Here is a 17,993-nt window from a genome sequence, read left to right as displayed (position 1 = left end):
ATGCGACCGATGACTCTCTGGCGCGGCAAAGCTCCGCTGATCCTGGCCTCGCAGAGCCAGGCGCGAAAAATGCTGCTCGCAAATGCCGGCCTTCCATTCGCGGCCATGCCTGCGGATATCGACGAGCGCGGAATTCAGGCCGGGTCAAGGCTCTCCAGCCCGCGCGACGTTGCGATGCTGCTGGCCCGCGAAAAGGCGAAGGCGATCTCGGTGCGGCAGCGTGATCGCTACGTCATCGGCGCAGACCAGACGCTGGCCCTCGGCGAGCGCCTGTTCAGCAAGCCTGCTGGACGGGAGCAGGCGACCGGGCAACTGCGCGATCTTGCCGGGCGAACTCACGAGCTCCATTCAGCGGTCGCGATTGCCCGCGGCGGCAAGCTGTTGTTCGAGGAGGCCTCGGTCGCGCACATGACGATGCGATCACTTTCGGAAGCCGAAATATCCGCCTATCTCGACGCCGCCGGCGACGCCGTCACTACAAGCGTCGGCGCCTATCAGCTCGAAGGTCTTGGCGTGCATCTGTTCGAACGCATCGAGGGCGACCATTTCACCATCCTCGGCCTGCCGCTGCTGCCGCTCCTTGCCTTCCTCCGTAGCGAAGGGCTAGTAGCGGTGTGATCCGAGAGAATGGCGGCGCTATCATGTTGATCCTCGGACTGACCGGCTCGATCGGAATGGGAAAATCCACGACGGCAAAACTGTTCGCGGAGGCCGGCGTTCCCATCTATGACGCCGACGCCGCGGTCCATCAGCTCTACGAGGGCGAAGCGGTGCCGGCGATCGAGGCGGCCTTCCCCGGCACGACCGCCAATGGCAAGGTCGATCGCGCAAAACTGTCGGCACGTGTGGTCGGCGATGCCGCGGCGATGAAGCAGCTCGAGCAGATCGTGCATCCGATGCTGGGGGCCTCGCGCCAAAAGTTCTTTGCCGACGCGGAAGCTGCGAAGGCGCCGGTGGTGCTGCTCGACATTCCGCTGCTGTACGAGACCGGCGGCGAGAAGCGGGTCGATGCGGTCGTCGTAGTGACGACGTCGCCTGAACTTCAGCGCGAGCGCGTGCTGGCGCGCGGTACCATGGACGCGCAAAAGCTCGATGCCATCATCGCAAAACAGATGCCCGACGCCGAGAAGCGCAAGCGTGCGGATTTCGTGGTGGATACCTCGTACGGCCTCGATCCGGTGCGGGCCCAGATCAAGCACATCCTTGCCGAGGTCGCTAAGATGCCGCAACGGCGAAGCTGATTCGCCTGACAACGGCGGCCTGACTTATGCGTGAAATCGTCCTCGACACCGAAACCACCGGCCTCGATCCCCTGCGCGGCGATCGCCTGGTCGAAATTGGCTGTGTGGAGATGTTCAACCGCATGCCGACGGGGCAGAGCTACCACTGCTACATCAATCCCCAGCGGGACATGCCGGCGGAAGCCTTCGCGGTGCATGGGCTGTCGAGCGAATTTTTGTCGACCAAGCCGCTGTTCACCGAGGTGGTCGAGGAATTCCTGGAATTCATCGGTGACGCGCCGCTGGTGATCCACAACGCCTCGTTCGACATCAGCTTCATCAATGCCGAGCTCGATCGCGTCAAGCGGGCGCCGATTCCGCGCGAGCGGCTGGTGGATACGCTGCTGCTGGCGCGGCGCAAGCATCCCGGCGTGTCAAATCGCCTCGACGATCTCTGCTCGCGCTATGCGATCGACAATTCCCACCGCACCAAGCACGGCGCCCTGCTCGACGCCGAACTGCTGGCGGAAGTCTATGTCGACCTGATTGGCGCCCGTCAGTCGCAGCTCATCCTGGCGGGTGAAACCGACGAAATCCGCCTCAATGCCAGCGGCGAAGCGCCGCGGCGGCAGCGGCTGGCGCCGCTCAGCCCCCGCATCACGGATGCCGAGCGTGAGGCCCATCGTGCCTTCATCGCGACGATGGGAGACAAGGCGATCTGGAACGAGTACCTCGCCGCGCCTGCGGCGAACCCGGGCTGAAGTCTAGCCGGCTCGCCTTAGCTGGGCTTGACTTAGCTCGGCTTGACTTAGCTGGGCTTGACCTGGGCCTGCTGCTGGGCCCGTTCCATGTTCTGGCGGTACAGACCGACGAAATCGACCGGATCGAGCATCAGGGGCGGGAACCCGCCGTCGCGGACGGCGGTCGCGATGATCTCGCGGGCGAACGGGAACAGCAGCCGCGGGCATTCGATCATGACCAGCGGATGCAGGTTTTCCTTCGGCACGTTGACGATGCGGAACACGCCCGCATAGGCGAGCTCGAACGAGAACATCACCTTGCTGGCCATTTCGGCCTTGCCCTCGACCGACAGCACCACCTCGAACTCCTGTTCGCTCAGATTGTTGGCGGTGACGTTGATCTGGATGTTGATCTGCGGCTGCTGACCCTGCTGCTGCAGCGAGGCGGGCGCGTTCGGATTCTCGAACGAGAGGTCCTTGGTATACTGCGCCAGAACGTTGAGCTGAGGCGCCGGGGCCGCATCGGGGGCGTTGCCGTTACCGTTGGTCATGAAATTCTCTCCTTAACCCCGAATGGGCCTGATATCGCGGCCGGTTGGCTAACATAGGGCCGCCTCATTCCACAAGGACGAACGGCCCCGGAAGCGCTTTTCCGGCGGGGGGTGCGGGGCTGCCTCCCCACCCGTCCAGGTTCGCCCGCATGCATCTTAAACGTTTGAAGATGCGTGATTTCCAGGCAGGATCGGGTTTCCCCTTAAGCATAAAACGCGCTACAATTCGCACTGTGCCAAAAGGCGCCATTGGCCGGGCCAGATTTCGTGCCTACATCCCGCGGACCCAAATCGGTCCGAAAGAGGCGGACCTAAAAAGGTGATGTAGTGTTGCCGTTCCGGTAAGGAACGGTCTACTGGCCGGGCTTATGTTTCCGGCGATGGCCTGACGGCAAGGACCAGAAAGCGAATACCCAAGTGGACATCTACACCATCATCTTCCTAGCGCTGGCGGTCTTCATCTTTGTGCGCCTGCGCAGCGTGCTGGGGCAGCGCACCGGCAACGAGCGGCCGCCGTTCGACCGCACCGCCGCGCGCAATGCGCTCCAGCGCGCCGACAAGAATGTCGTGACGATGCCCGGCAAGGTGATCGACCAGGCTCCGCAGGCGCCGAGCGCCGATGTCACCCCGCCCAGCGATCGCTGGAAGGATCTCGCCGAACCCGGCTCATCGCTCGCGCAGGGCCTCGATGCCATCGTCGAGAAGGATTCCTCGTTCGACCCGCGCCACTTCCTCTCGGGCGCCCGCAGCGCCTACGAGATGATCGTGCTCGCCTTCGCCAATGGCGACCGCCGCGCGCTGCGCGACCTATTGTCGTCGGACGTCTATGAGAGCTTCGACGCTGCGATCAAGGAACGCGAGAAGGCGGAGCAGAAGACCGAGACGCGCTTCGTCTCGATCGACAAGGCCGAGCTGGTCGGCGCCGAGGCGCGCGACCGCAATGCGCAGCTCACCGTGCGTTTCGTCTCGCAGATGATTTCGGTCACCCGCGACAAGGCCGGCGCGATCGTCGACGGCAGCGCCGACAAGGTCGCCGACATCACCGACGTCTGGACCTTTGCCCGCGATACGGGCTCTCGCGATCCGAACTGGAAGCTGGTTGGCACCGGAAGCGCCCATTAAGCAGGCCTTTTGGAATTGCGTGACGGCGCTGTGCGCAGGTGCCGTCGCGCTGTCGTCGTTTTCGCTGACGGCAGAAGCTGCGCGACGCCACTCCCACAGCCGTCATCATCCTTCGCCCCCGATCGCCGCAGCCGTGCCGAAGCGGGCGCTGCCCTACCCCAGCCTCGCGCTGCCCTTCGACATTCCCGGCACGCAATATCTGCCGCTTGCCTGGACCGAAATCGCCGGCTGGAGCGACGACGATCATCTCGCCGCCTACAAGGCGTTTCGCGTGAGCTGCAAATCGATCACGCCGCAAAACCAGCCGTCGCCCGAGGCCAAGGCCATCGGCGGTTCGCTCAACGAACCCTGCCGGGTCGCGAAGACGCTGGAGCTGAATGACGGCGCGAAAGCCAAGGCGTTCTTCGAGGAGCAATTCTCGCCGCTGCGTATCTCGCGCCTCGGTGAGCCCGACGGTTTCGTGACCGGCTATTACGAGCCGATCCTCGACGGCTCGCGCACGCCGACCGATGTCTACACCGTGCCGATCTATCGCCGGCCGTCAAACCTGTTCGTGCGCGGCTTCAGGCAGGACTCCGTCAGCCTGCCCAACAAGGGCCAGGTGTTCCGCAAGATCGGCCGCCGCAAGCTCGTGCCCTATTACGACCGCGGCGAGATCGAGGACGGCATCATCGCCGGCCGCGGACTCGAGATCGCCTATCTCAAGGACTCCACTGATCTGTTGTTTGCGCAGATCCAGGGCTCCGCGCGCATCAAGCTGGAGGACGGCTCGACCATCCGCATCAATTACGATGCCCATAACGGTTATCCCTACACGGCGGTCGGGCGGATCCTGATCGAGCGCGGCATCGTGGCGAAGGACGAGATGTCGATGCAGAAGATCAGGGAGTGGATGGCGCAAAATCCTGACGGCGCAAAAGAGCTGCGGCGGCAGAACCGCTCCTACATCTTCTTCCGCGAGGTGAATTTGTCGGACAAGGACGAAGCCGTGGGCGCGCAAGGCGTGCCGCTCACCGCGGGCCGATCGATCGCGGTGGACAAGGCGCTGCATGTCTACGGCACGCCATTCTTCATCGAGGGGCAGTTGCCGATCGAATCCGATCGGTCGAAGACGCCGTTCCACCGCCTGATGATCGCGCAGGACACGGGATCGGCGATCGTGGGCCCGGCGCGCGCCGATCTCTATTTTGGCGCCGGCCAGGAAGCGGGCCGCGTCTCCGGCCGCCTGCGTCATCCCATGCATTTTGTGATGCTGGTGCCGAAGAGCCTCGATCCCGTCGCGCGGGGTGCTCGGCTGCCGGTGCCGGACCCGCGGCCCTCGGAAAGAATCGCAAAGCTGTTTCCGCAGACGGCTCCTGCCAAGGATCAGAAGGACGCCCAGCCGGTGGCCGCTGCTGCGAAAGCGCCCGAGAATGCAAAGGCTGCCGCTCCCGCGGCGCAGACCAAGGGCGCGACGGTCGCGGTAGCGAACCCGGTGCCGCTGCCGGAGCCGCGTCCGGTCATCAAGCCCAGCCGCGAGCAGCGCAAGCACGTCCATAGGCGTACGCACAGGCAATGAAGCGACCGTCGCGCCCGCCCGTGCTGGATCCGCCTCCATCGCCGCGCCGCCGCGCGCTGAGCGACGAGGATCGCGCGCTCTGGGATCTCGTCGCCAGGCAGATCAAGCCGCTCAAAAAGCGTCGTGCGACCAAGCCGGATGCGCCAAAGCGCGCCGAGGCGGCGGTGCACGCGGCGCCGGTTGCCAAGCCGGCAATGTCGCCGCGACCGCATGCGCCACCTGCCGCGCCGCGGGTCGCAAAACCCGCCGTGCCGCCGCTCGCCCCGCTCGGCAAGCGCGAACGGACAAAACTGTCACGCGGCCGCAGCGAGATCGAGGCACGGCTCGATCTGCATGGCATGACGCAGATCCGCGCCCATCACGCGCTGTCGGGATTCCTGCAGCGCGCGCATCATAACGGGCTAACCTTCGTGCTCATCATCACCGGCAAGGGCAAGACTGATAAGGGCCGCGCCGGCGGCGAGAGCGGCGTGCTGCGCCGGCAGGTCCCGCAATGGCTGAGCCTGCCGGAGTTTCGCAGTCTTGTCGTCGGCTTCGAGGAGGCCGGCATCGGCCATGGCGGCGAGGGCGCGCTGTATGTGCGGATACGGCGGGCGCGGGGCTAGAACGGCCGGACGATCCCGACACGCGGGATCAGGGTGATGATCCAGCCAAAGATGTTGGTCTTCTTGTCCTCCGCCGGAATGAGCGGAGTTTCGCGCGCGGCGGGCAACATCTTCACGGCGTGCAGGATCAGGAACATGCAGACGGCCCAGCTCGAGATCCAGCGCGAATAATCGAACACCATCGCGAACATCACGAGATAGGCGAGGCTGACGCCGATCAGTCCTGTCACGACGAGACGCCGGTGCAGATCATCGGCGAGATTGCGGATGAGATCCGCAAAGACGCGCCACAGCGGCATGTGCAGCCAGATCAGCAGCGCGAAGACGGGAATGCCGAGACTGTTGTGCGGCAGGCGGGCCCAGGTATCCGCAATCTCCTTCGACAGCGGCTGGTACCAGATGTAGCTGAACTGGAGGAGGTCGGATCGGGTCGGATCGACCATCCTGCCTTGCAAATATTTGACGAACTCCGCTTCCGGTATAGGCATCACGCCCCAGAACTGCGCGGCGAAGAACAGCGCGCTGACGGCGAGCAGAGCGACGACGCCGAAGGCGACATTCGCGCGGGTGACGCCGTGCGTGAGGTAATGCCTGACCACGACGATGACGACGATCGTCGGCACGTACATCAGGAGATGGATGTGGTGGATCAGGATCAGGGTGATGGAGAACAATGCGGCCAGCGCGACGTAGAACAGCGAGCGGGCCGGGACCAGCAGCAGGATCAGCGCCAGCGCGCAGCCATAGATATCGAAATGGCCGAGCGTGAACATAAAGTTCTTCAGGAAGAACGGCGAGCCCGCGATGAAGACGAACAGCGGCAGGGTTTTTGCGGTGAAGCCGAACGTCCTTTGGAACAGCTTCAGGAACAGTCCCAGCGTCACCAGCCACGCGGTGCCCGCGATCGCGAACACCAGCCATACCGGCACCTTGGTCGTGAACAGCGCAACGATGGCCCCGATCAGCGCGCGCTTGATGAAGCCGAAGTGATAGTCGACGACGAGGTGGATATAGGGGACCCAGGGCGGGAGCTGGATCTTGTGGACGAACACGCCGACGATGACGGCGGCGTTGATCGCGAGCAGCAGCCGCCAGGGGTTTTGCCTGATTTCAGCGAGCACGGGGCACCCGGCGTGCGTCTACCTCCGCCGTCATCCCGGACAAGCTCGCACGGCGAGCGCCGATCCGGGATCCATAGCCACGAATGCTTGGGTGAGCCGAAACTGAGGCCACTATCTTTTCCAACAAGACCCATCGGGGGTAATGGGTCCTGGCTTTCGCCAGGACGACGGCGGAATAGATAGCGGACTGGCCCGGAATTACAAAATGAACCGGCTCAGATCGGCGTTCTTGGCGAGGTCGCCGACGTGCCTCTCGACATAGTCGGCGTCGACCTGGATGGTGTCGCCGTTACGGTCGGGCGCGGTGAAGGAGATCTCGTCCAGCACCCGCTCCATCACCGTCTGCAGCCGCCGCGCGCCGATGTTCTCGACCGTCGAGTTGACGGCGACCGCGATGTCGGCGAGCGCGTCGATCGCGCTGTCGGTGATGTCGAGCGTGACGCCCTCGGTCTTGAGCAGCGCGACATATTGCTTGATCAGCGAAGCCTCGGGCTCGGTGAGGATGCGCCGCATGTCGTCGCGGGTCAGCGCTTGCAGCTCGACGCGGATCGGCAGGCGGCCCTGCAGCTCCGGCAGCAGGTCCGACGGCTTTGCGATGTGGAAGGCGCCGGACGCGATGAACAGGATGTGGTCGGTCTTCACAGCGCCGTGCTTGGTCGAGACGGTGGTGCCTTCGATCAGCGGCAGCAGGTCGCGCTGCACGCCCTCGCGGGAGACATCGCCGCCGACGCGGCCGTCCCGCACGCAGATCTTGTCGATCTCGTCGAGGAACACGATGCCGTTGTTCTCGGCCGCGCCGATCGCCTCCTGCACGAGTTGATCGTTGTCCAGGAGCTTGTCGGATTCCTCGTTGACGAGGATCTCGTGCGAGCTTTCGACCGTCAGCCGCCGCATCTTGGGCCGGCCGCCGAGCTTGCCGAAGATGTCGCCGAGCGAGACCGCGCCAAGCTGTGCGCCGGGCATGCCCGGGATCTCGAACATCGGCAGGCCGCTGCCGGTGCTCTGGGTCTCGATCTCGATCTCCTTGTCGTTGAGCTCGCCGGCGCGCAGTTTCTTGCGGAACGATTCCCGCGTTCCGGCGCTGGCATTGGCGCCGACCAGCGCATCGAGCACGCGCTCCTCGGCGGCGAGCTGGGCGCGTGCCTGCACGTCCTTGCGCTTCTTCTCGCGCACCTGGGCGATCGCGACCTCGACGAGATCGCGCACGATCTGCTCGACGTCGCGGCCGACATAGCCGACCTCGGTGAACTTGGTCGCTTCCACCTTCAGGAACGGCGCATTCGCGAGCTTTGCGAGACGCCGCGCGATTTCCGTCTTGCCGACGCCGGTCGGCCCGATCATCAAGATGTTCTTCGGCAGCACCTCTTCGCGCAAGGAGCCCGTGAGCTGCTGACGGCGCCAGCGGTTGCGCAGCGCGATCGAGACGGCGCGCTTGGCCTCGGCCTGGCCGACGATGAAACGGTCGAGTTCGGAAACGATTTCGCGGGGCGAGAAGTCTGTCATGTCTGTCTAGCTAGGGTCAGAGACGGCCGAGGACAAGCCGGAATTTTGAGTCGTCAGATGATCGGCGGGCCGGATTGCCACTGCTTTACCGCCTCGAGCGGATGGATCAGCATCAAAATATTCAGCGTCAGATTGTCGCGAATATGCAGCGCCATCACTGTTTCGAAAATCAGCGCGAGAACGATCGTGGCGGTCACCGGCAGCGCGCGGGCAACCAGGAACCCGAGGACCATGGAGAGCGTGTCGGAGACCGAGTTCACGATGCTGTCGCCGTAATAGTCCAGCGAGATGGTGCCGGCGCGATAGCGCTCGATGATGAACGGCGAATTCTCGACGATCTCCCAGGCACCCTCGATCAGCATCGCGACGATCAGGCGCGCGGGCCAGGACAACAGCCGCGAAAACAGCGCCCAGGTCATGGCGTAGAACAGGAAGCCGTGCAGGACATGCGAGAGCGTGTACCAGTCGGCGATGTGCTGCGAATTCTCCGAGCTCTGCACCACGCCGTGCCACAGCTTGACATAGCCGCAGGTGCAGATCGGCACGCGGCCCATCGCGAACAGGATCGAGGCCTGCAGCGCGAGCAGCAGCAGCGCGATACCGACCCAATAGAGCGGCGGGATCGTGACCTTGCTGTCGTGTGTGTGGGTCAGCGTCATGAATCGCGGATCATCAGCAATGAAGGGCCGTCGGGCGTCTCGACCATGCCGACCTTTTCGAAGCCCGCCTTTTCGTAAGCGCGCAACGCGCGCAGGTTCAATGGATCCGGATCCGTGACCATGCGCGGCAGGCCCTGCCGCAACTGGCCGTCGACGAACTGGCGGATGAAAGAGGAGCCGTGGCCGCGTTCGATCATGTCGATCTCGCCGATGAACTGATCGATTCCACGCGTTCCCTCCGGTTGTGGCCCAAGGCCGGTATTCCACGCCGTCAGGCGGTAGCACTGAAGGTAGCCGAACGGCACCTCGCCTGCCAACACGATGAACTGGTCCATCGCCGGTTCGTCGAGATCGCCGCTGACCAGCGCATATTGCTCGTCCGGATCGCCCCACCATTCCCTGACATGCGGTTCGCGCAGCCAGTGCCGGATCAGCGGCAGGTCGGCTGTAGTCATCGGGCGGAAAGTGTAGGCGGCGGCCATGGCCTAGCCGCTCGACAGGGCTTCGATGGTGACGTTGCGGTTGGTGTAGACGCAGATGTCGGCGGCGATATCGAGCGAGCGGCGGACGATGGTCTCGGCATCCTTGTCGGTGTCGAGCAGGGCGCGGGCCGCGGCCAGCGCATAATTGCCGCCGGAGCCGATCGCCATAACGCCCGCTTCCGGCTCGAGCACGTCGCCGGTGCCGGTCAGGACCAGGGAGACGTCCTTGTCGGCCACGATCATCATGGCCTCCAGCCGCCGCAAATAGCGGTCGGTCCGCCAGTCCTTGGCGAGCTCGACCGCCGCCCGGGTCAGTTGTCCCGGATATTGCTCGAGCTTGGATTCCAGCCGCTCGAACAGCGTGAAGGCATCGGCCGTGGCGCCGGCAAAGCCGCCGATCACGTCGCCCTTGCCGAGTTTCCGGACCTTTTTGGCGTTGGACTTGATCACGGTCTGGCCGATCGAGACCTGACCGTCGCCGCCCACGACCACCCGGCCGCCCTTGCGGACCGTCACAATGGTCGTGCCGTGCCAGACCGGCGAGCTGTTCTGGGAATCCTGCATGAAGTACCTCTTTCTCCGGCCTGATCTAGGCGGTCCGGACCGGGGGCACAACGGGGGCTTTTGGGGCGATTCCGCTCACCATAGGCAGAAGTAGGGGCCCGCCCAGCCCATCCCGCAGTAGCGAAGGCAAGATTAGGCTGTTAAAAGACCGCCGTTTTCGGCCCAAACTCCAGCGAAAGCCTTCAATGCGCACCGCGACGATCAAGCGCAAGACCAAGGAGACCGACATCGAGGTATCCGTGAACCTCGATGGCACCGGCGTGTCCAACATCGCAACCGGCATCGGCTTCTTCGACCATATGCTCGATCTCCTTGCCCGCCATTCCCGCATCGACCTCACGGTCAAGGCGGTGGGCGATCTGCACATTGATCATCACCATACGACCGAAGACACCGGCATTGCGCTCGGCCAGGCCGTGAAGCAGGCGCTCGGCAACATGGCGGGCATCACCCGCTATGCCAGCGTTCACATGCCCATGGACGAGACGCTGTCGCGCGTGGTCATCGACATTTCGGGCCGCCCGTTCCTGGTGTTCAAGGCCGACTTCCCCCGCGACAAGATCGGCGAGTTCGACACCGAGCTGGTGCGCGAGTGGTTTCAGGCCTTCGCCATGAACGCAGGCGTGACTCTCCACGTCGAGACCCTATATGGCGATAACAGCCATCATATCGCCGAGTCCTGCTTCAAAGGTCTGGCGCGAGCGTTGCGCACGGCGGTTGCGATCGACCCCAAGGCGGCGGGCGAGATCCCGTCCACCAAGGGCTCGCTCGGCGGCTGACATCTCCGTCTCGCGGCAACGCCGCCGGCGGGTTCACTGAATGATTGAGAACGGGGCATCACCATGCCTGTCTACACTGTTCATGCTCCCTCCCCCCATGGAGCGGATCTGCGCGCCACCGACAAGTTCGTCTTCGTGCGCGACGGCTTTCATTTCTGGGCGATGGTGTTCGGCCCGCTCTGGCTGTTGTGGAATCGGCTGTGGCTGGCGCTGATCGGCTGGATCGTTCTGTTCGCGGCGTTCCAGGCCGCCTTGTCGAGTCTCGGCGTCGGCCGCGGCGGGATCCTGCTAGCCGACATCGTTGTGGCGATCCTGATGGGGCTTGAGGCGACCACCCTGCGCCGCTGGACGCTGTCGCGCGGCAAGTGGCGGCAGCTCGACGTCGTCGTCGCCGACGATGAGGACACCGCCGAGCATCGCTTCTTCGATCGCTGGAGCAAGGCCCAGCGCGGCATCGTCAACGATCAATGGGCCGTCGATCGCGGCGGACCGCCGCCGACCCGCAGCGTGCCGGGTGAGGCGTTCTCCAACCCGCCGCCGCTGCCGTCAGGCGGCATTATCGGATTGTTTCCAGAACCGGGAGGGTCACGATGAGCGTTGCCATCATCGATTACGGTTCCGGCAATCTGCATTCCGCTGCAAAGGCCTTCGAGCGCGCCGCGCGCAGCATGGAGGATCCGCAGAAGATCTTCGTGACCAGCGATCCGGATCGCGCCTACAGCGCGGACCGCATCGTGCTGCCGGGCGTCGGCGCCTTTGCCGATTGCCGGCGTGGGCTGGATTCGGTCAACGGCATGGTCGAGGCGATCACCGAAGCCGTGCGGGTCAAGGCCCGCCCCTTCTTCGGCATCTGCGTCGGCATGCAGTTGATGGCGAGCCGCGGCAAGGAGCACGTCATCACCGAGGGCCTGAACTGGATCTCCGGCGATGTCGAAAAGATCGCGCCGCGCGACGAGAACCTGAAGATCCCGCATATGGGCTGGAACACGCTCGACCTCTTGCGCGAGCATCCCGTGCTGGACAAGCTGCCGCTCGGCCCCAAGGGCCAGCACGCCTATTTCGTGCACTCCTATCACCTCAATCCGGTGAATGAGGCGGATGTGCTGGCGCGCGCCGATTACGGCGGCCCGGTCACGGCCATCGTCGGCAAGGACACCGCCATCGGCACGCAGTTTCACCCCGAGAAGAGCCAGCGCTTTGGCCTGGCGCTGATCCAAAACTTTTTGAGATGGAAGCCGTGATTCTCTTCCCCGCCATCGATCTGAAGAACGGCCAGTGCGTGCGCCTGGAGCAAGGCGACATGGCGCGCGCCACGGTGTTCAACCTCGATCCCGCCGCGCAGGCGCAGAGCTTTGCCGCGCAGGGGTTTGAATATCTCCACGTCGTCGATCTCGACGGCGCCTTTGCCGGCAAGCCGGTCAACGCGCAGGCTGTCGAGGCCATGCTGAAGACGATCAAGATGCCGGTGCAGCTCGGTGGCGGCATCCGCGATCTCGCGACTGTCGAAGCCTGGCTCAGCAAAGGCATCACGCGCGTCATCATCGGCACCGCCGCCGTGCGCGATCCTGAACTGGTGAAGGTGGCCTCGAAAAAATTTCCCGGCCGCGTCGCCGTCGGGCTCGATGCCCGTGACGGCAAGGTCGCCGTCGAAGGTTGGGCCGAGACGTCGCAAGTCACGGTGCTGGAGATCGCCAAGCGTTTCGAGGATGCCGGCGTCGCCGCCATCATCTTCACCGACATCGCACGCGACGGCCTGCTCAAGGGGCTCAATCTCGACGCGACCATTGCGCTCGCCGACGCCATCTCGATCCCCGTGATCGCCTCCGGCGGCCTCGCCTCGATCGAGGACGTCAAGGCCATGCTCACCCCGCGCGCGAAAAAACTCGCCGGCGCGATTGCCGGACGTGCGCTCTATGACGGCAGGCTCGATCCCGCGGCCGCCCTCACCCTGATCCGCAACGCGCGCGCTGCCGCCTAGGAGACATCGGATGTTCAAGGTGCGCGTGATCCCCTGCCTCGACGTCAAGGACGGCCGCGTCGTCAAGGGCGTCAACTTCGTCGACCTGCGCGATGCCGGCGACCCCGTCGAAGCCGCCATCGCCTATGACGCCGCCGGCGCCGACGAGCTGACCTTCCTCGACATAACCGCGACCCATGAGAACCGCGGCATCATGCTGGACGTGGTCCGGCGCACGGCGGAAGCCTGCTTCATGCCGGTCACCGTCGGCGGCGGCGTCCGCACGGTCGACGACATCAAGACCCTGCTGCGCTCCGGCGCCGACAAGGTTTCGATCAACAGCGCCGCGGTGTCCCGGCGCGAGTTCGTCAAGGAAGCCGCAGAAAAATTCGGCGAGCAGTGCATCGTGGTCGCGATCGACGCCAAGCGGGTCAAGCGCGCGGGCGGCGGCGAGCGCTGGGAAATCTTCACCCATGGCGGGCGCAACTCGACCGGCATCGACGCCATCGAATATGCCCAGGAAGTGGTCTCGCTCGGCGCTGGTGAAATTTTGCTCACCTCGATGGATCGCGATGGCACCCGGCAGGGCTTTGACATCCCGCTGACGCGGGCGATCGCCGACAGCATTCCCGTTCCCGTGATCGCGTCCGGCGGCGTCGGCAATCTCGATCACCTCGTCGACGGTATTCGCGAGGGGCACGCCACCGCGGTGCTGGCGGCGTCGATCTTTCACTTCGGCGAATTTACCATTCGCGAGGCGAAGGAGCACATGGTCCGGCGCGGGCTGCCCATGCGCCTGGATGCATGACGACTCCCGGTCGCAAAAGTGCTACATTTGCCGATGGGGACCGGCTCATTGGCTGGCGTGTGAGTTGAGTATTTCGTATGCCGCGTTTCACGATCCACGATCTTGCCGACACCATCGACGCCCGCGCGGCGGCCAGTGGTGAGGCGTCCTATACCCGCAAGCTGCTCGACAAGGGCGCGGAACATTGCGCCAAGAAGTTCGGCGAGGAAGCAGTCGAAACCGTAATCGCAGCAGTCGAAAACGATCGCGCGCATCTGATCGCTGAGAGCGCCGACCTGCTCTATCACTTCCTTGTCTTGTTGAAGTCCCGTGGCGTAAAGCTGGAAGAGGTCGAGGCGGCGCTGGACAAGCGCACCGCGATCTCAGGGTTGGAAGAGAAGGCTTCGCGTAAGGGCGATTAACGGAAAGGTCGCGTCATGGATATCCGCGCACCCGAGCAGCAATATAATCCATACCGCGTCTACACGCGCGATGAGTGGGCGCGGTTGCGCGACGATACGCCGATGACGCTGGAGCCGGGCGAGTTCGACCGCCTGCGTTCGCTGCACGATCGCCTCGACTTGAAGGAAGTCGAGGACATCTATCTGCCGCTGTCCCGCCTGCTCTCGATCTACGTCGATGCGATGCAGCGGCTGTACTACGCGGAGCGTCAGTTCCTCAACATCAGGGATCGCAAGGTCCCCTATATCATCGGCGTCGCAGGCTCCGTCGCGGTCGGAAAATCGACCACCGCTCGTGTGATCCAGGCCTTGCTGGCGCGCTGGTCGCCACGGCCGAAGGTCGAGCTGATCACGACCGACGGATTCCTCTATCCAAACGCCGTGCTCGACCGCCAGGGCATCATGCAGAAGAAGGGCTTTCCCGAGAGCTACGATCTGCAGCTGCTGCTGAGCTTCCTCTCCGATATCAAGTCCGGGCGCCGCAACGTGCGCGCGCCGGTTTATTCGCATCTGACCTACGACATCGTGCCGAACCAGTGGGTGGAGATCGACCAGCCCGACATTTTGATCGTCGAAGGCGTCAACGTGCTGCAGACTGGCAAGCTGCCGCGCGACGGCAAGGCGGTGCCCGTCGTTTCCGACTTCTTCGATTTCTCGGTCTATATCGACGCCAACGAGGCAGCGCTGCGGCAATGGTACATCAAGCGCTTCCTGGCGCTGCGCGACACCGCGTTCACGAATCCAAAGTCTTACTTCAACCGCTATGCGCTGCTGTCAGACGAGGAAGCGATCGCGACCGCGACCGCGATCTGGGAACGCACCAACCTCGCCAATCTCGAAGACAACATCTTGCCCACCCGTCCCCGTGCGACCTTGATCCTCAAGAAGGGCGCCGACCACACGGTGGAGAGCGTGGCGCTGCGGCGGCTGTAAGACGTGTCGTAGGGTGGGCAAAGGCGCGCGCACTTCGCGCGCCGTGCCCACCATCTCTCCAGGTACGAGATAGAAAAGGTGGGCACGCTTCCGCCTTCGCTCTGCGAGCTACGGCGGAAGCTTTGCCCACCCTACGGCTGTGGTGATTGTGGCTCTACGCTACCAGATGCCGGGATGCGGTGAGCCCAGCCAGCGCCTCTTCCAGCTTTTCGCGATCGAGCGGCTTGATCAGGAATCCATCCATGCCGGCCTCGAAGCAGGCGTAGCGATCCTCGACCAGCGTGTTCGCGGTCAGCGCCAGGATCGGCGTGCGACGCGCCGCCTGCGCGGCTTCATGCGTTCGAATGCGTTTCGCCGCCTCGATGCCGTCGAGCTGCGGCATCTGGATGTCCATCAGCACGAGATCGTAGGGCGTGCCGGCCGACCTTGCGGCCTGCCAGGATTCCAGCGCTGCTTCACCATGGGTCGCGATCACGACGCGGTGACCGAGCTTGGTCAGCAGCGAGCGCATCAACAGCGCGTTGATCTCGTTGTCCTCGGCGACCAGGATCGACAGACCTTTCGACGCTGCGTTCGATGAACTTTCCCTGGTTTCGTCCGCCGGCTCCGGTGCGAGATCCGGTGAGGCGACCTCGGGGGTCAGCGACAGCCGTGCGGCGAGCGAGGCCGCACGCAGTGGCTTGACGAGGAAGCCGGTGAGACCCGCCGAAAGCTGTTGCTCGTGCCGTGTCGCCGGTGTCAGCAGCACCAGCCGCTGCGTCGCATGCGCGCGTGCGGCTTCGCTCAGGCGCGCGACGCACTCCGCGCCGAGCGCGCGATCGACCAGCATCGCGTGCCAGGAGCGCTCCGGCAGCAGCGCCTCAGCGACTGCGGCATCCGCGACCATGCAGGTCTGTGCGCCCCAGCGCTCCAGCCGGTGTGCGATCAGCGAGGCCTCGATACCATCAGCGATCAGCAGGATCGATTTGCCATTGAGATCGGGACTCGGGAACGCCGTCTGTCCGGCCCTGGCGTCGGAGGCGAGCAACGGGATCGACACGTCGAAGGTCGAGCCCCTGCCCTGCTCGCTTTCCAGCGTGATCCGGCCACCCATGCGCTTGACGATACGCTCGCTGATCGCAAGCCCGAGACCGGTGCCGCCATAGGTCCGCGCGACACGCTCGTCGGCCTGCTCGAATTCGCGGAAGATGCGCGACTGCGCCTCCGGCGCGATGCCGATGCCGGTGTCGCGCACCAAAAAACTGATCTCGTTCGGCCAGATGCCGGGCTCGACGATCAGCGCGACGCCGCCGGTCGATGTGAACTTGATCGCGTTGCCGGCGAGATTGAGCAGCACCTGGCGAAGCCGGGCGGCATCGCCGACGACTTCGAGCGGCAGGCGCTCGTCGACATAGGCTGCGATCTCCAGCTTCTTGGCCTGCGCCCGCGGCGCGAGCAGCTCGGTGATTTCTTCGATCAACGTCGACAGTGCGAACGGACGCTGCTCGAGGTCGAGCTTGCCGGCTTCGATCTTGGAGTAGTCGAGCAGCTCCTCGATCAGCGCCATCAGCGCCTCGCCCGAGGTTTTCACCGCCTTGGCATAAGTCCCCTGCTCCGGCGTCAGCGTGGTGTCGAGTAACAGGCCGCTCATGCCGATGATGCCGTTGAGCGGCGTGCGGATCTCGTGGCTCGCCATTGCGAGAAAGCGCGATTTTGCGCGGTTGGCGGCGTCGGCCTGGTCGCGTGCCTCAGATAGCGCGCGCTCGCTCTCGGTGCGGTCGGTGACGTCGCGGCCGACGCTCTGCAGTTCGGCGGGCTGGCCGGCGTCTAACCGCACCAGGCCCTCGCGCCAGGCGACCCAGCGCGAGCCGAGCGGCGTTGAAATCTTCTGATCGTGGATGCGCGTGCCGTTGCTCTCGCGCGCACTCTCGCCCTGCTCCAGCACGTCGAAATTGAAGCGCGTGCCGACCAGTGCGCCGCGCTCCTGTCCGGCGAGCGCACAATAGGCGTCATTGGCAAAGGTGATGCGGCCCTGATGGTCGCGCAGCACGATCAGATCGCCCTGCGATTCGAACAGGCTGCGCGCGCGTTCCTCGGCTTCCTTGAGCTCCCAATTGCGATCGACCAGCGCCTCGTTGTGGACCGCCAGCGTGCGCATGCGCTTGTTGACGAAGCGCAGCCGCATGCTGAGCGTGGCAAGCCCGAGGCAGGCCAACGCAAACAGGAAGCTGGCGCCGACCGCAAAGGCGTTGGGATCGTAGCCGGAGTTTTCGGAGCGGCTTGCGGTGATGAAGCCATAGGCGGCGCCGAACGTCGCCGAGAAAATGAAGAAGGAGCGGATCGCGAATGAGATTTTGGGGTAGCGGCGCCTGAAGCGGCGCATGCGCACTTTGATCCGGAACGCCCGACCCATCGCCAATGACCCCGATACTGCCTGAACTTGATGCCAGCCCTCGGTGACGATGCGTCGTTCGACCTTGCGAAGAGTTTGAGGTTTGGCGGCGGGCTTCGAACAGGGTTGACGGATCGTTAATCTCTCAAAGCGAGGCGGCCTGCATGCGGCGGTGGCCGCCGCTGGCACCGACGATCAATGCTGCGGCATCGCGCGGTGAAAACGTCTTCGAGCGCACATAGACGCGATAATCGGCCGGGCCTTCGTGGGAGAGATAGATCACCGGACCCTCGGCGTTCGACCAGCCGGAGATCGCCACCGAGCGCATCATGGCGTGGCCCTGGCAGGCGCCGGTCTCCGAGGTCGAGGTGTCATCGACCAGGGCGAAATCGGCGGCATCGGCGTCGTCGGTGATCTGCACCCGCACCGTGGCGCGGCCGGGATCGTCAGTGAAGCCGACATGCAGGTCCGCGCCCCAGGGAACCGAGGCGAGCTGAACCGAAGTGTCGCCGAAGGCGATGCAGGGATGCGAGGCCGATCCGAGCTCGCCGCGGTGTTTTCCCGCGGCGAGCTCGGATCG

At 64.5% G+C, this 17,993-nt stretch carries 21 protein-coding genes; 13 read left to right on the top strand and 8 right to left on the bottom strand.

Annotated features, from left to right (window positions below):
• The first annotated feature begins 9 nt into the window (after positions 1 to 9).
• The 3 genes from C2U70_RS01865 to dnaQ are packed head-to-tail and all read left to right on the top strand — an operon-like array spanning position 10 to position 1,981.
• The gene (locus tag C2U70_RS01865; protein ID WP_140976162.1) at positions 10 to 618 is read left to right on the top strand and encodes a Maf family protein; all 609 of its coding nucleotides are present in this window, start codon (positions 10 to 12) and stop codon (positions 616 to 618) included.
• Positions 619 to 641: 23 nt separating this feature from the next.
• Positions 642 to 1,241, top strand: a complete 600-nt coding sequence (gene coaE / locus C2U70_RS01860; protein WP_140976161.1) for a dephospho-CoA kinase — start codon at positions 642 to 644, stop codon at positions 1,239 to 1,241.
• 26 nt (positions 1,242 to 1,267) lie between these two features.
• The gene (gene dnaQ / locus C2U70_RS01855; protein ID WP_140976160.1) at positions 1,268 to 1,981 is read left to right on the top strand and encodes a DNA polymerase III subunit epsilon; all 714 of its coding nucleotides are present in this window, start codon (positions 1,268 to 1,270) and stop codon (positions 1,979 to 1,981) included.
• A gap of 47 nt (positions 1,982 to 2,028) precedes the next feature.
• Here dnaQ and secB read toward each other — a convergent pair whose 3' ends face one another.
• Complete coding sequence (gene secB, locus C2U70_RS01850; protein WP_140976159.1) at positions 2,029 to 2,511, bottom strand: protein-export chaperone SecB; 483 nt, start codon at positions 2,509 to 2,511, stop codon at positions 2,029 to 2,031.
• A 417-nt stretch (positions 2,512 to 2,928) separates the two neighbouring features.
• Here secB and C2U70_RS01845 point away from each other — a divergent pair, with 417 nt between their 5' ends.
• Genes C2U70_RS01845 through C2U70_RS01835 form a run of 3 tightly spaced genes read left to right on the top strand, consistent with a single transcriptional unit; the run spans position 2,929 to position 5,796 of the window.
• Complete coding sequence (locus tag C2U70_RS01845; protein ID WP_140976158.1) at positions 2,929 to 3,633, top strand: Tim44/TimA family putative adaptor protein; 705 nt, start codon at positions 2,929 to 2,931, stop codon at positions 3,631 to 3,633.
• Entirely contained in the window at positions 3,611 to 5,191 is a 1,581-nt protein-coding gene (gene mltA / locus C2U70_RS01840; RefSeq protein ID WP_186294006.1) for a murein transglycosylase A, read from the top strand. The genes C2U70_RS01845 and mltA overlap by 23 nt, the downstream gene beginning before the upstream one ends.
• Positions 5,188 to 5,796: a Smr/MutS family protein gene (locus C2U70_RS01835; protein ID WP_140976157.1), complete on the top strand. Its 609-nt coding sequence runs from the start codon at positions 5,188 to 5,190 to the stop codon at positions 5,794 to 5,796. Before mltA ends, C2U70_RS01835 begins: the two co-directional genes overlap by 4 nt.
• Here C2U70_RS01835 and C2U70_RS01830 read toward each other — a convergent pair.
• The 5 genes from C2U70_RS01830 to hslV form a co-directional block, all read right to left on the bottom strand.
• Positions 5,793 to 6,917, bottom strand: a complete 1,125-nt coding sequence (locus tag C2U70_RS01830) for a hypothetical protein (RefSeq protein ID WP_140976156.1) — start codon at positions 6,915 to 6,917, stop codon at positions 5,793 to 5,795. The two genes, C2U70_RS01835 and C2U70_RS01830, sit on opposite strands and share 4 nt — an antisense overlap.
• A 198-nt stretch (positions 6,918 to 7,115) precedes the next feature.
• Positions 7,116 to 8,420 carry an ATP-dependent protease ATPase subunit HslU gene (gene hslU, locus C2U70_RS01825; RefSeq protein WP_140976155.1) on the bottom strand — a complete coding sequence of 435 codons (1,305 nt, stop codon included), beginning with the start codon at positions 8,418 to 8,420 and terminating at the stop codon, positions 7,116 to 7,118.
• Positions 8,421 to 8,473: 53 nt separating this feature from the next.
• A complete protein-coding gene (locus tag C2U70_RS01820; RefSeq protein WP_140976154.1) occupies positions 8,474 to 9,079 on the bottom strand; it encodes a DUF2585 domain-containing protein in 606 nt (201 codons plus the stop codon).
• Positions 9,076 to 9,561 carry a GNAT family N-acetyltransferase gene (locus C2U70_RS01815; RefSeq protein WP_140976153.1) on the bottom strand — a complete coding sequence of 162 codons (486 nt, stop codon included), beginning with the start codon at positions 9,559 to 9,561 and terminating at the stop codon, positions 9,076 to 9,078. Before C2U70_RS01815 ends, C2U70_RS01820 begins: the two co-directional genes overlap by 4 nt.
• Positions 9,562 to 9,564: 3 nt before the next feature.
• A complete protein-coding gene (hslV, locus tag C2U70_RS01810; protein WP_140976152.1) occupies positions 9,565 to 10,125 on the bottom strand; it encodes an ATP-dependent protease subunit HslV in 561 nt (186 codons plus the stop codon).
• A gap of 185 nt (positions 10,126 to 10,310) precedes the next feature.
• On the opposite strand from hslV, the gene hisB reads away from it, so the two are divergent.
• The 7 genes from hisB to coaA all read left to right on the top strand — a co-directional run bounded on the left by hisB (position 10,311) and on the right by coaA (position 15,042).
• Positions 10,311 to 10,904, top strand: coding sequence for an imidazoleglycerol-phosphate dehydratase HisB (gene hisB / locus C2U70_RS01805; RefSeq protein WP_140976151.1), 594 nt, complete (start codon positions 10,311 to 10,313; stop codon positions 10,902 to 10,904).
• A gap of 63 nt (positions 10,905 to 10,967) precedes the next feature.
• Positions 10,968 to 11,498: a DUF2628 domain-containing protein gene (locus tag C2U70_RS01800; protein WP_140976150.1), complete on the top strand. Its 531-nt coding sequence runs from the start codon at positions 10,968 to 10,970 to the stop codon at positions 11,496 to 11,498.
• Entirely contained in the window at positions 11,495 to 12,145 is a 651-nt protein-coding gene (gene hisH / locus C2U70_RS01795; RefSeq protein WP_140976149.1) for an imidazole glycerol phosphate synthase subunit HisH, read from the top strand. The genes C2U70_RS01800 and hisH overlap by 4 nt, the downstream gene beginning before the upstream one ends.
• Positions 12,142 to 12,882, top strand: coding sequence for a 1-(5-phosphoribosyl)-5-[(5-phosphoribosylamino)methylideneamino]imidazole-4-carboxamide isomerase (gene hisA, locus C2U70_RS01790; protein ID WP_140976148.1), 741 nt, complete (start codon positions 12,142 to 12,144; stop codon positions 12,880 to 12,882). The genes hisH and hisA overlap by 4 nt, the downstream gene beginning before the upstream one ends.
• Positions 12,883 to 12,892: 10 nt before the next feature.
• Positions 12,893 to 13,669 carry an imidazole glycerol phosphate synthase subunit HisF gene (hisF, locus tag C2U70_RS01785; RefSeq protein ID WP_140976147.1) on the top strand — a complete coding sequence of 259 codons (777 nt, stop codon included), beginning with the start codon at positions 12,893 to 12,895 and terminating at the stop codon, positions 13,667 to 13,669.
• 77 nt (positions 13,670 to 13,746) lie between these two features.
• Entirely contained in the window at positions 13,747 to 14,070 is a 324-nt protein-coding gene (locus C2U70_RS01780) for a phosphoribosyl-ATP diphosphatase (RefSeq protein WP_140976146.1), read from the top strand.
• Positions 14,071 to 14,085: 15 nt separating this feature from the next.
• Complete coding sequence (coaA, locus tag C2U70_RS01775) at positions 14,086 to 15,042, top strand: type I pantothenate kinase (RefSeq protein WP_140976145.1); 957 nt, start codon at positions 14,086 to 14,088, stop codon at positions 15,040 to 15,042.
• A gap of 154 nt (positions 15,043 to 15,196) precedes the next feature.
• Here the strand turns inward: coaA and C2U70_RS01770 are convergent, their stop codons facing one another.
• Positions 15,197 to 17,434 (bottom strand): PAS domain-containing hybrid sensor histidine kinase/response regulator, encoded by a 2,238-nt coding sequence (locus C2U70_RS01770; protein WP_186294005.1) that lies wholly within the window; start codon positions 17,432 to 17,434, stop codon positions 15,197 to 15,199.
• 124 nt (positions 17,435 to 17,558) lie between these two features.
• Positions 17,559 to 17,993 (bottom strand): hypothetical protein (locus C2U70_RS01765; RefSeq protein ID WP_246666640.1); only part of this gene is annotated, 435 nt, incomplete at its 5' end.

The organism is Bradyrhizobium guangdongense (assembly GCF_006483445.1).
Lineage (GTDB): Bacteria > Pseudomonadota > Alphaproteobacteria > Rhizobiales > Xanthobacteraceae > Bradyrhizobium > Bradyrhizobium guangdongense_A.
Note: the sequence above shows the minus strand (reverse complement) of the source record. Positions and strands in the feature narration are given on the sequence as shown.

Bases quoted from the DNA above. Each gene is read 5' to 3' on its own strand.
- C2U70_RS01865 (WP_140976162.1), top strand. From the start codon at position 10: ATGACTCTCTGGCGCGGCAAAGCTCCGCTGATCCTGGCCTCGCAGAGC.
- coaE (WP_140976161.1), top strand. From the start codon at position 642: ATGTTGATCCTCGGACTGACCGGCTCGATCGGAATGGGAAAATCCACG.
- dnaQ (WP_140976160.1), top strand. From the start codon at position 1,268: ATGCGTGAAATCGTCCTCGACACCGAAACCACCGGCCTCGATCCCCTG.
- secB (WP_140976159.1), bottom strand. From the start codon at position 2,511: ATGACCAACGGTAACGGCAACGCCCCCGATGCGGCCCCGGCGCCTCAG.
- C2U70_RS01835 (WP_140976157.1), top strand. From the start codon at position 5,188: ATGAAGCGACCGTCGCGCCCGCCCGTGCTGGATCCGCCTCCATCGCCG.
- hslU (WP_140976155.1), bottom strand. From the start codon at position 8,420: ATGACAGACTTCTCGCCCCGCGAAATCGTTTCCGAACTCGACCGTTTC.
- C2U70_RS01820 (WP_140976154.1), bottom strand. From the start codon at position 9,079: ATGACGCTGACCCACACACACGACAGCAAGGTCACGATCCCGCCGCTC.
- C2U70_RS01815 (WP_140976153.1), bottom strand. From the start codon at position 9,561: ATGGCCGCCGCCTACACTTTCCGCCCGATGACTACAGCCGACCTGCCG.
- hslV (WP_140976152.1), bottom strand. From the start codon at position 10,125: ATGCAGGATTCCCAGAACAGCTCGCCGGTCTGGCACGGCACGACCATT.
- hisB (WP_140976151.1), top strand. From the start codon at position 10,311: ATGCGCACCGCGACGATCAAGCGCAAGACCAAGGAGACCGACATCGAG.
- C2U70_RS01800 (WP_140976150.1), top strand. From the start codon at position 10,968: ATGCCTGTCTACACTGTTCATGCTCCCTCCCCCCATGGAGCGGATCTG.
- hisH (WP_140976149.1), top strand. From the start codon at position 11,495: ATGAGCGTTGCCATCATCGATTACGGTTCCGGCAATCTGCATTCCGCT.
- hisF (WP_140976147.1), top strand. From the start codon at position 12,893: ATGTTCAAGGTGCGCGTGATCCCCTGCCTCGACGTCAAGGACGGCCGC.
- C2U70_RS01780 (WP_140976146.1), top strand. From the start codon at position 13,747: ATGCCGCGTTTCACGATCCACGATCTTGCCGACACCATCGACGCCCGC.
- coaA (WP_140976145.1), top strand. From the start codon at position 14,086: ATGGATATCCGCGCACCCGAGCAGCAATATAATCCATACCGCGTCTAC.
- C2U70_RS01770 (WP_186294005.1), bottom strand. From the start codon at position 17,434: ATGGGTCGGGCGTTCCGGATCAAAGTGCGCATGCGCCGCTTCAGGCGC.